This window comes from Pseudomonas sp. R43(2017) (genome assembly GCF_002112345.1).
Taxonomy (GTDB): Bacteria; Pseudomonadota; Gammaproteobacteria; order Pseudomonadales; family Pseudomonadaceae; genus Aquipseudomonas; species Aquipseudomonas kribbensis.
Window position 1 is genome coordinate 400,916 of record NZ_NEHJ01000008.1, and the last position, 9,619, is coordinate 410,534.

The window sequence follows — 9,619 nt, forward strand, 5'->3', positions numbered from 1 at the left end:
GCTTGCTCGCGATGGGGTCTTCACAATCGGGGTAATCCCCTGATCAGCTCCGGCGCCAAACCTCTTTTCCGCCCAACCGGTTCCGGTCATGGGCCACACTGAAATCCTGTTCCGGCCCCTTCGGCACCACCCCGGTCGGGTTGATGGTCTTGTGGCTGCCGTAGTAGTGATTCTTGATGTGCTGGAAATCCACGGTCTCCGCAACGCCCGGCCACTGGTACATCTCACGCAGCCAGTTCGACAGGTTCGGATAATCGCTGATCCGCCGCAGATTGCATTTGAAGTGCCCGTGGTACACCGCGTCGAAACGAATCAGCGTGGTGAACAACCGCACGTCCGCCTCGGTCAGGTATTCGCCCGTCAGATAACGGTTGGCGCTCAGCACCTGCTCCAGATGATCGAGTTCGGCAAACACATCATCGAACGCTTCTTCATAGGCATTTTGCGAGGTCGCGAAACCGGCGCGATACACGCCGTTGTTCACGGCGGGGTAGATCCGCTCGTTCAGCGCATCGATTTCGTTACGTAGCGGTGCCGGGTAGAGGTCCAGATCGTTGCCGGTCAAGTCATCGAAGGCGCTGTTGAACATGCGGATGATCTCCGCCGATTCGTTGCTGACGATGCGCTTGAGTTTCTTGTCCCACAGTACCGGCACGGTGACGCGCCCGGTGTAGTCGGCGGTGTCAGCGGTGTAGCGCTGGTGCATGAAGTCGAAGTGGTCGAGCTTGTCACCGGTCGAGCCGAGGTTCTGGTCGAAGGTCCAGCCGTTTTCCAGCATCAGCCAGCTGACGACTGAAACGTCGATCAGGCTTTCCAGGCCCTTGAGCTTGCGCAGGATCAGCGTGCGGTGCGCCCACGGACAGGCGAGGGAGACGTAGAGGTGATAACGCCCGGCTTCGGCGGCAAAACCGCCTTCACCGCTCGGGCCCGGCTCGCCGTTACGAGTGACCCAGTTACGGCGCTGCGCCTGTTCGCGCTGGAACGCGCCGCCCTTGCTGCTTTCGTACCACTTGTCCTGCCAGCGGCCGTCGACGAGTAAACCCATGATCAAGACTCCAGAAACCAATAATCGTTGGAGTGGAGTCTATTCCGATGAGTTCGAACAAAAAGCGCAAAGATCGGGCGTGAATGATCGGTTAAATCGATTTGTTCCGTGCAGCCCAGTATTGCTCGGCGGTTTCGAACGCCTGTTCCCGGTTTTGGCCAAGACCACGCAGCGCCAGTGCCATGGTCGAAATCAGCGCCATTTGCGGGTAGCTGTCGACCACATCACCGCGCCAGACGGCTTTCAGATGCTCGATATCCAGCGACGCCGGTTTGACGTGACGCTGCGCCGACAGCTGCGGCCATTCCTCGTCCCAGCTCTCGCCGCCAGTGGTGCCGTACAAGTGACTGTCGGCATCCGGGTTGATCTCGATTTCGCCGCCGTCGCCCTTGATCACGATCGCCGTATCGCCCAGCAGACCGCTGGCATCGCGGTGCACCGCTTGGTAGCCGGGGTGGAAAATGCTCTGCAAACCGCAACGCGCGCCCAACGGATTGAGAATTCGCGCCAGCGAGTGGATCGGCGAGCGCAGGCCGAGGGTGCTGCGCAGGTCGATCATCCGTTGCAGCTGCGGTGCCCAGTCCACCAGTGGCATGAAGGCCAGGCCACCGTTATCCAGCGCCGCGCCGACCTGTTGCCAGTTGCGGCACAGCGGGATGTTCAGCTCGCCCAGCAGTTGTTCTGAATACAAACGCCCGGCCGTGTGCGCGCCGCCGCCGTGCATGAAGATGCGTACACCGTTTTGCGCCAGGCACTTGGCCGCCAGCAGATACCACGGCAGGTGGCGCTTCTTGCCGGCATAGGTCGGCCAGTCCAGATCCACGTTCAGCGCTGGCGCCTGCAGGCGTTCACGCAAGGCCTCGGTGAAACCGGCCATTTCCTCGGCGCTTTCTTCCTTGTGCCGCAGCAACATCAGGAAGGCGCCGAGCTGGGTTTCTTCAACCGCTTCGTCGAGCACCATGCCCATGGCTTCCCGGGCTTCCTCGCGGGTCAGGTCGCGGGCGCCGCGCTTGCCCTTGCCGAGGATGCGCACGAACTGGGCGAACGGATGCTCGGCGGGCGTTTCGAGGGTCAGCGCTGGATAGTCGGTCATAGGCAATTCGTCGGTTTGGGCAGGCCCGCCAGTTTCGCGGCGAGTTTGGCAGGGGTGCCTTTGAACAGTCGGTTCAGGTGCAGGCTGTTGCCTTTCTCCGCGCCGAGCTTGAGCGCGGTGTACTTGATCAGCGGCCGTGTGGCCGGCGACAGCTGGAATTCGGCATAGAAGCTGCGCAGCAGTTCGAGGACTTCCCAGTGTTCCGGGCTTAGTTCGATGTCTTCGGCAGCGGCGAGGGCGCTGGCGACTTCGGCCGACCAATCGTTGAGGTCGACCAGGAAGCCGTCCTTGTCCAGTTCGATGGCGCGAGCGCCGACGGTCAGCGCATTCATAGCCAGCTGTTGACCTTATCGTGATGGATCGACAGCTCGACAAAGGCCGGGTAATCGATGGCTTCGGCCCAGTCCGGAACCTGCACGGCACGGGCTTGCGCATCTTCGGCCAGCACGAACAGTTTCACTCGGCGAGTTTCTAGCGCATTGAACGGCGCGGTGCCGGCTTGCAGCGCGTAAGCGGCATCACCACACAGCAGCAGCGCGTCGGCAGCACCGAGCAAGCGCAGGCAACTGGTCAGACGTTCGTCGCCGAACGGGGAATGAGACAACACATGCAAAGTCGACATCAGAGGGTGATCACCTGGTCGTAACGGTCAATAAGGGCGGTGATTTGCTCGGCGGCCAATGGCTGCGCCTCGTCCAGCGAACGATCGCCGAGGCCGCGAGCACTGGCGCTGTCGGCGCAGTAGAACAGCTCTTCGACGCCGAACATCGGCAGCGCTTGCAGGTTGGCGCTCAGGTCTTTTTGTTGCAGGGCCCTGGCGTTCTGCCCGGCGGCCAGTTGCAACACACCGTCGTCGAGAAACAGCAAACCGATCGGCAGATCGAAGGCGCCGCCGGCCAGCACGATGTCCAGCGCTTCGCGGGCACCGGGGCCGGACCATGGCGATTGACGGCTGATAATCAGAAGGGATTTGGCCATGTCATGCGCCTCCGAAGCAGATCAGGCGGTCGGCATCCTGCACCGCGTCATGCAACTGGCCGAGACCGGACAATTCCCACGGCGCGCTGACCGCCACGGCATCACGCTGATAACGCCCGGCTTCTTCGGTATTCAACACGCCACGGCGCAGGGCGGCGGCGATGCACACCACACCGTCGAGGTTTTGTTCGGTGATGAAGGTTCGCCACTGTTTGGGCAGGTCCAGTTCGTCCTGGGGCGTGACCACGGCGTCGGACGCGTTGTAGACCCCGTCCTGATAGAAAAACAGCCGGACAATTTCATGCCCGCCCGCCAGCGCAGCCTGCGCGAACAGCAGAGCGCGGCGCGAGGAGGGCGCATGGGCGGCGGAAAACAGTGCGATGGCGAACTTCATGACGGACTCGATCAGCAAAACTGCGGCCATGATAATGCTTTCTCGGCGGGGCGGCGAAGTCGATGTTGCCGCAGACGTCAGCGCGGCATGTAACCCAACTGCCAGCGCCGTGGGATTTTCAGCGAGACCAGGCCGATCAACGCAGCCAGCAAACCGCTGGCGTACAGCGCTTTGAGCCCCAGGTGATGCTCCAGCACGGCACCGAGGATGGCGCCGATGAACATCCCGCTCCACGGCACCAGTTGGACCCGCCAGCCATTGCGTCGCTCGCCCATGATCCAGCGCCCCAGACCGCGACCGAACCGCGAGAGTGCACCGGTGACATAGGTCAGCCCCACCGCCAGACCGTTCACTTCCTCTACCGCAGCATTGAGCATGCCCATGGCGATGATTGCCGCCAGCAGCGCCGGGAGTTGCACCTCGGACGGCCAGGCGGCGGCCCCGCAGAGCAGCGTCGCGATGCACAGCAGCAACGGCAGTGCGCGGCGCCCGCCGAGGCGACCGATCACCACACCGAGGGCATTGCCGACGATGAACGTGGCGACGAGGATCACCAGCCGCAGCGTCAGACTCATATCGCCATCACTGATCGCCACCGCCAGCCGTGTCGTGTTGCCGCTCATGAATGAAACGAAGTCGCCGCTGGCCATGAAGCCGATGGCATCGGTCATCCCCGCCAGCACCGAGAGCGCGGCCACCATTGCCAGCCCTATGCGGCCGCGCCATTTTTGCGTGTGCAAGTGGCCGGGGCTGGCGCGGTGAGTCGAGGCGGTTGGCAGCATTGGCGCGGATGTCCTTGCTTAGAGGTCAGGGTTCTATGCCATAAAGGTCGCAATATTCCAACCAGTCCATCCCGGCCATCTCTGCTACTTCGCGGTGCACTTCCAGGCGTTGCGCCTGATATTCCTCGGGAGTGGCTGCAGTCAGTTGCAGCGTCAGCTCCCAGGCGAACAGACCCTGGCTTTCGGCCTCGGCTTCGAAGGCTTCGTGCAGACGCTCCTCGCGGTACTGTGCCGGGGTCTCACCCTTGGCCTGGGCCAGCAGCGGATTGAGATGGTCGAGGGTTTCGCGCAGCTCGGGGCGTGCGTCGAGAAACAGTTTCAAAGCATGTTCATGTCGCTGGTCGGTAGGCGCCATGGGGCTTCCTTGTGGGGCTGATGACCTTAATGTGCCGCAGCTATCGGCGGGTGTCGCGCTCTAAATGCAGTAAAGCAGAACGATTTTGCGCGTTGCGGTGATACAGTCCGCTTTTTTCCGAATGAGCGAATGCAATGCGAATGCTGATGGTGGCACTGGCGGCAACCCTGCTGGCCGGTTGCGCGGGTTCGGTGATGGAAGACGCCCGCACTCAAACTCCTTACAAGGTCCTGAATTCGGACAAACCTGAAAAAGTCGTGGCCGAATGTGTGCAGTTCGCCTGGCAGGACGAAGCGGTGTTCGGCGTGGATGCGGCGGCCTATCTGCAACCGGGCAAGAAGGGTGGCTCGACGGTTTATACCCGTTCGGCGGAGTCGTTCGTCGACTTGACCACTGATGCGTCCGGCACCGTGCTGAACTACTACGCGCAGAAGGACGACTTTGTCGCCAAGCGCCGGTTGGCAGCGTTGGCGACCTGTCTGTAACGAGCGGTTGAATGCGCTGAAATGTCTGCGACCCTCGCCAGTTTGCTGGCGAGGGGGACGCTGAACTCAATCAATCAAGCGTTTCTGGAAAAAGTGCCGCTTGTGCCCCAGCGGATAATCCTTGATCTCGCCACATTCGACATAGCCAAGTTTCTTGTAGAACCCGGGCGCCTGAAACTCAAAGGTGTCGAGCCAGATTCCCACGCAGTCTTTTTCTCGCGCAAATTCCTCGACCATCTGCATCAGTTTTGAGCCGATACCCTGGCCCCGGCCTTCTTCCGGCACGGCCAGCAACTCGATGAACAGCCACCGATAGAACGTGTGCCCATAAAGGCCACCGAGGATCGCGTCGTTATCGTCGCGCACCAGCAGCGCGACCGGCTCGTACAGCGAAGGCCCGGCCTTGGCGATGTTATAGGCACGCAGGGGCGCCAGGATGGCTGCGCGCTGTTCTTCGGTGGGGTCCTGTGACAGCTCGATCCGCAACGTCATGTTGTCTTCCTTGTAGTAATGAACCCGCAGCCTATCGTGCGGCAGTCGATTGAAGCAATCGCCCGGAACCGTTGCTCCCGCGCCGGGGTCTAGCCCTTGAAGGCGTTCATTCCGAATGCGTCTGCCGAGGAGAGTCCATGAATATTTTCGAAGCCCTTCGCGAGAGCCACGACCGCCAGCGCGGCTATGCCAAGACCTTGATCAAGACCAGCGGCGACACCCCGGAACGCGTCGAAGCCTACAAGCAACTCAAGGCCGAGCTGCAAGCCCACGAGACAGCCGAAGAGCGGCACTTCTACATCCCGTTGATGGAGTTCGACAATGGGGTCGATCTCAGTCGCCACGCCATCGCCGAACACCATGAAATGGACGAAATGATGGAGGAGCTCGACGAGACCGAAATGTCCAGTCCAGCCTGGCTGGCCACGGCGAAAAAGCTCTCGGACAAAGTCCATCACCACTTGAAGGAAGAGGAGCAGAAGTTCTTCCAGATGGCCGGCAAGCTGCTCGACGACAAACAGAAAGAACAGCTCGCCGGGCAGTATGAAAAGGAGTTCAAGGCGCAACTTCCCTGAGTGCTTGAATGCAGGTTTTTGTAATGACGCCGTGTAGGCTTTTTGCCATGCGTCGGGTGAGCGTCGTCGCAATGCACTGTATTTATATCCAGTATTTTCGGTGTTTTTCGACTATTGCCAAGACGGTCTGCGACAAAACCGCCGATGGACAAAAAATCCCCCTCCGTTAGCTTGAAGACCTCTCCCCGGAAAGGAGAGTTCTTAAATCAATGGAGTGAAAAACATGAATCAACCACAAGCTCAATCCCAACTGCGACACGGTCGCGTCATTTCCCCTGCAAGCCGCGGTGCGGTGGCCATCGAACAAGGATTGCTCGGTGGCTGGCAGGTCAACGAGATGGAGGGCGGCAAGAACTTCCCGGCACTGGTGGCCGGTCCGTTCCCGGCGCCTTTCGAGTCGGACAACCCGAGTGTCGTGCCACCGGCCGACGGGCACATTCTCAGCGGCGGCAAGGACGACGCCCGTGACTGTGTGAACTTCACCGACGAGGAAATGAGCAAGAAGCTCGGTCGCCCGTTCACCTGGCCGCTGCTCAACGTCACCCCTGGTCAGACCCTCGAAGTGAAATGGGAATACACGGCGCCGCACACTACTCGCGGTTACCGCTGGCTGATCACCAAGGATGGCTGGGACCCGAAACAACGCATCACTCGTGCGCAACTGGAAACAAAACCGTTCGCCGAGGACTTCTATCCGCAAGTGCCGTACTACAGTCATTCGGCGGAGCTGAAGGCCAAGGTCAATCACGCGGTGAAACTTCCGGCCAACAAGCAAGGTCGTCACGTCATCGTCCTGATGTGGATCGTCGCCAACACCGGCAACGCCTTCTATCAGGCCTTCGATGTGGACTTCAAATAAGTCCGCAACACCTACCTACACGTTCTGAAGGATTAGAACATGTCAAATATCGACTTCACGTTAATGCAAAACCAGGCGAGCGACGCGGCTTCGCTGATGCCAAGCATCGCCGGCAAGAAGATCCTCATGGGCTTCTGGCACAACTGGCCCGCGGGCCCGAGCGATGGTTATCAGCGCGGTCAGTTCGCCAACATCGCTCTGGAAAACGTGCCCAAGGACTACAACGTGGTTGCGGTCGCGTTCATGAAGGGCAGCGGGATACCGACCTTCAAGCCGTTCAATGTCTCCGATGCCGAGTTCCGCCGTCAGGTCGGCGTGCTCAACAGTCAGGGCCGGGCGGTGCTGATTTCCCTCGGCGGCGCCGATGCGCACATCGAGTTGCGTGCCGGTCAGGAGCAACCGCTGGCCAACGAAATCATCCGTCTGGTGGAGACCTACGGCTTCGACGGGCTGGACATCGATCTTGAACAGAGCGCGATTGATTTCGCTGCCAACAAGACCGTGCTGCCGGCCGCCCTGAAACTGGTCAAGGGCCACTACGCAGGCCAGGGCAAGCATTTCATCATCAGCATGGCGCCGGAGTTTCCATACCTGACCACCTCCGGCAAATACGTCGGTTACCTGCAGGCACTGGAAGGCTACTACGACTTCATCGCGCCGCAGTACTACAACCAGGGCGGTGACGGTGTCTGGGTCCCTGAGGCCAATAACGGCAACGGGGCGTGGATCGCGCAGAACAACGATGCGATGAAAGAGGACTTCCTCTACTACCTGACCGAAAGTCTGGTGACCGGCACTCGCGGGTTCACGAAGATCCCTGCGGACAAGTTCGTCATCGGCCTGCCAGCCAACGTTGACGCCGCTGCCACTGGTTACGTGATCGACAAGAATGCGGTCGGCAACGCGATGAAACGTCTGGCCGTCAAAGGGCACCCGATCAAGGGCCTGATGACCTGGTCGGTAAACTGGGACAACGGCACCAGCAAGGATCGTGTGCCGTACAACTGGGAGTTCAGCCGGCGTTATGGACCGCTGATCAACGGCGTGGCGGCTGCCACTCAGGTGCCAGATGTCGCAATGGCCGACATGGCTCGTCAGCGGTAATCGAATGAAAAAGCCCGGTAGCGCTGCCGGGCTTTTTTTGAATTACTGAAAAAATAAAATGAGGCCAATGTTCTGTAGCTGTTCATCAATTGCAAACAGTGTACCTGACTGGATGAGGGCTTTATATTGTGCTGCTCAAGGTGCTTTGAGGCTCATTCTTTGGGCGCGTTGAGTGAATTTAACCATGTTTTAAAATAATCTTGCTGCTCTTTCGGTGTTTTTGAAATGTTGCAATCTTCATGGTCGAAAATATGGACTATGTTTTCTCTTCTTGCTGATTTTCCTAGCGTTAATTCATACGCAATTGAGCCGCCACTCATTTGTGAACTCATTCGGGAGGGCGTCACATTCAATTTGGCTCCCTTGCAAAGAAATGTTATTTTCGGATGCTCATTCCTGATTTTCGCCAAACAAAGATATAGGTCGTCTGCCTCGTATACTTTTTTAAATCCGTTGCTCATCGAAAACTTAATGGTCCCCTTGGCGGCATCGTAGGACAGATTTGCCTGTTCGAGAGCCTCATTAACGATGATTGAAATTTTTTTGTGTTCCATTTCTATTTTCTTTTTGGATTAGGGATTGAGTAGCCTACATAGCTACCATCTTTTTTTAGCGGTGTAACTCCAATAATGTCAGCGCTATGAATGGAGCCTGGAATTGCAACTTCTATCTCGTCTGCAAATGGCACTTGGTTTCCGAGTGTTTTGTTTACATTTATTCCTAGTATTTTTCTAAGTGTGTATAGGTAACCTTTTCTTGTTTTTGAACTTGTACCAAATTCGATCGCGACAAACTCAGAAGGTGAAGTACTGATAAAGTAGCTCGGTGGGTTATTGCTGTCCATGGCGTGTAGCAACAGATCAGTACTTTGGCCTTTGCTTTTGAACCCGTTTTTAAAAACCTCATCGGGATGTTTCACGTCACCGCGATATAAGTATTCTCCTTCTTTTTCTCGGAGCGGAAGCTTGGGCTCACCTTCATTAACTTTGGACCCTTCCACCCCATCCGGAGCCGAACATCCCGGCCTATTCGGCGGCGGACAGTTGGACGTCAACCCCAACGGATCCACCCACCCCGTCGGATTCGGCACGTACCGGTACTGGTTCAACCCGCCCGCCAGCTTCACCGGATCCGGCGTCAGATACCGTCCAGCGTCCGGGTCGTAGTACCGATGCCGGTTGTAATGCAGCCCGCTTTCCGCATCGAAGTACTGCCCCTGAAAGCGCAGTGGCTGGTCGAGGTAGTCGTCGGTCGCGAGCTGCAGCGAGGTGACCTTGCCGTAGGCGGCGTACTTGGCTGACCAGACGATGTCGCCGCTGTAGTCGGTCAGCTCTTGCGGGGTGCCGAGGTGGTCGAGCTGGTAGTAGAACGGGCAGGCGCGTTTCGGGCCTTGGCCGTCGAGCATCGCCAATGGGCGGAAGGTGCCGGGTTCGTAGATGAAGCTGCGGTGTTGTGTC

The 9,619-nt window shown here is 58.7% G+C and carries 14 protein-coding genes and 1 pseudogene; 4 read left to right on the forward strand and 11 right to left on the reverse strand.

Translation table 11 applies throughout. From position 1 onward, the window contains the following. Positions 1 to 43: 43 nt before the first annotated feature. From CAG02_RS23290 to CAG02_RS23325, 8 genes are all read right to left on the reverse strand, one after another. The gene (locus CAG02_RS23290) at positions 44 to 1,045 is read right to left on the reverse strand and encodes a glutathione S-transferase family protein (RefSeq protein WP_085712373.1); all 1,002 of its coding nucleotides are present in this window, start codon (positions 1,043 to 1,045) and stop codon (positions 44 to 46) included. 91 nt (positions 1,046 to 1,136) lie between these two features. After that, positions 1,137 to 2,138: a glycosyl transferase family protein gene (locus CAG02_RS23295; RefSeq protein WP_085712372.1), complete on the reverse strand. Its 1,002-nt coding sequence runs from the start codon at positions 2,136 to 2,138 to the stop codon at positions 1,137 to 1,139. Further along, positions 2,135 to 2,470, reverse strand: coding sequence for a TusE/DsrC/DsvC family sulfur relay protein (locus CAG02_RS23300; protein WP_007958196.1), 336 nt, complete (start codon positions 2,468 to 2,470; stop codon positions 2,135 to 2,137). Before CAG02_RS23300 ends, CAG02_RS23295 begins: the two co-directional genes overlap by 4 nt. Next, positions 2,467 to 2,760, reverse strand: coding sequence for a sulfurtransferase complex subunit TusB (tusB, locus tag CAG02_RS23305; RefSeq protein WP_085712371.1), 294 nt, complete (start codon positions 2,758 to 2,760; stop codon positions 2,467 to 2,469). Before tusB ends, CAG02_RS23300 begins: the two co-directional genes overlap by 4 nt. Then, on the reverse strand, positions 2,760 to 3,116 hold the full coding sequence (gene tusC / locus CAG02_RS23310; protein ID WP_085712370.1) for a sulfurtransferase complex subunit TusC: 357 nt from the start codon (positions 3,114 to 3,116) through the stop codon (positions 2,760 to 2,762). Before tusC ends, tusB begins: the two co-directional genes overlap by 1 nt. A 1-nt stretch (position 3,117) precedes the next feature. Beyond that, entirely contained in the window at positions 3,118 to 3,510 is a 393-nt protein-coding gene (gene tusD, locus CAG02_RS23315; protein WP_085712582.1) for a sulfurtransferase complex subunit TusD, read from the reverse strand. Between the two features lie 77 nt (positions 3,511 to 3,587). Further along, positions 3,588 to 4,292, reverse strand: a complete 705-nt coding sequence (locus CAG02_RS23320) for a YoaK family protein (RefSeq protein WP_085712369.1) — start codon at positions 4,290 to 4,292, stop codon at positions 3,588 to 3,590. A 25-nt stretch (positions 4,293 to 4,317) separates the two neighbouring features. Next, entirely contained in the window at positions 4,318 to 4,647 is a 330-nt protein-coding gene (locus CAG02_RS23325) for a DUF6388 family protein (protein WP_085712368.1), read from the reverse strand. Between the two features lie 134 nt (positions 4,648 to 4,781). Here CAG02_RS23325 and CAG02_RS23330 point away from each other — a divergent pair, with 134 nt between their 5' ends. Further along, entirely contained in the window at positions 4,782 to 5,132 is a 351-nt protein-coding gene (locus CAG02_RS23330) for a hypothetical protein (protein ID WP_085712367.1), read from the forward strand. Positions 5,133 to 5,198: 66 nt separating this feature from the next. Here the strand turns inward: CAG02_RS23330 and CAG02_RS23335 are convergent, their stop codons facing one another. Further along, positions 5,199 to 5,624 carry an N-acetyltransferase gene (locus CAG02_RS23335; protein ID WP_085712366.1) on the reverse strand — a complete coding sequence of 142 codons (426 nt, stop codon included), beginning with the start codon at positions 5,622 to 5,624 and terminating at the stop codon, positions 5,199 to 5,201. Between the two features lie 137 nt (positions 5,625 to 5,761). Here CAG02_RS23335 and CAG02_RS23340 point away from each other — a divergent pair, with 137 nt between their 5' ends. From CAG02_RS23340 to CAG02_RS23350, 3 genes and pseudogenes are all read left to right on the forward strand, one after another. Beyond that, complete coding sequence (locus CAG02_RS23340; RefSeq protein WP_085712365.1) at positions 5,762 to 6,199, forward strand: hemerythrin domain-containing protein; 438 nt, start codon at positions 5,762 to 5,764, stop codon at positions 6,197 to 6,199. A 223-nt stretch (positions 6,200 to 6,422) separates the two neighbouring features. Beyond that, positions 6,423 to 7,058: a lytic polysaccharide monooxygenase auxiliary activity family 9 protein gene (locus tag CAG02_RS23345; protein ID WP_085712364.1), complete on the forward strand. Its 636-nt coding sequence runs from the start codon at positions 6,423 to 6,425 to the stop codon at positions 7,056 to 7,058. Positions 7,059 to 7,097: 39 nt separating this feature from the next. Continuing rightward, positions 7,098 to 8,126, forward strand: a pseudogene (locus CAG02_RS23350) (chitinase); the annotation flags it as partial. Between the two features lie 188 nt (positions 8,127 to 8,314). On the opposite strand, the gene CAG02_RS23355 reads toward CAG02_RS23350, so the two are convergent. Together CAG02_RS23355 and CAG02_RS23360 are read right to left on the reverse strand one after the other, a co-directional pair. Further along, positions 8,315 to 8,716, reverse strand: a complete 402-nt coding sequence (locus CAG02_RS23355; protein WP_085712362.1) for a hypothetical protein — start codon at positions 8,714 to 8,716, stop codon at positions 8,315 to 8,317. A gap of 2 nt (positions 8,717 to 8,718) precedes the next feature. Next, positions 8,719 to 9,619 (reverse strand): RHS repeat-associated core domain-containing protein (locus tag CAG02_RS23360; RefSeq protein ID WP_176244488.1); only part of this gene is annotated, 901 nt, incomplete at its 5' end.

Bases quoted from the DNA above. Each gene is read 5' to 3' on its own strand.
- CAG02_RS23345 (WP_085712364.1), top strand. From the start codon at position 6,423: ATGAATCAACCACAAGCTCAATCCCAACTGCGACACGGTCGCGTCATT.
- CAG02_RS23320 (WP_085712369.1), bottom strand. From the start codon at position 4,292: ATGCTGCCAACCGCCTCGACTCACCGCGCCAGCCCCGGCCACTTGCAC.
- CAG02_RS23300 (WP_007958196.1), bottom strand. From the start codon at position 2,470: ATGAATGCGCTGACCGTCGGCGCTCGCGCCATCGAACTGGACAAGGAC.
- tusC (WP_085712370.1), bottom strand. From the start codon at position 3,116: ATGGCCAAATCCCTTCTGATTATCAGCCGTCAATCGCCATGGTCCGGC.
- CAG02_RS23290 (WP_085712373.1), bottom strand. From the start codon at position 1,045: ATGGGTTTACTCGTCGACGGCCGCTGGCAGGACAAGTGGTACGAAAGC.
- CAG02_RS23295 (WP_085712372.1), bottom strand. From the start codon at position 2,138: ATGACCGACTATCCAGCGCTGACCCTCGAAACGCCCGCCGAGCATCCG.
- CAG02_RS23325 (WP_085712368.1), bottom strand. From the start codon at position 4,647: ATGGCGCCTACCGACCAGCGACATGAACATGCTTTGAAACTGTTTCTC.
- CAG02_RS23330 (WP_085712367.1), top strand. From the start codon at position 4,782: ATGCGAATGCTGATGGTGGCACTGGCGGCAACCCTGCTGGCCGGTTGC.
- tusD (WP_085712582.1), bottom strand. From the start codon at position 3,510: ATGAAGTTCGCCATCGCACTGTTTTCCGCCGCCCATGCGCCCTCCTCG.
- tusB (WP_085712371.1), bottom strand. From the start codon at position 2,760: ATGTCGACTTTGCATGTGTTGTCTCATTCCCCGTTCGGCGACGAACGT.
- CAG02_RS23340 (WP_085712365.1), top strand. From the start codon at position 5,762: ATGAATATTTTCGAAGCCCTTCGCGAGAGCCACGACCGCCAGCGCGGC.
- CAG02_RS23335 (WP_085712366.1), bottom strand. From the start codon at position 5,624: ATGACGTTGCGGATCGAGCTGTCACAGGACCCCACCGAAGAACAGCGC.
- CAG02_RS23355 (WP_085712362.1), bottom strand. From the start codon at position 8,716: ATGGAACACAAAAAAATTTCAATCATCGTTAATGAGGCTCTCGAACAG.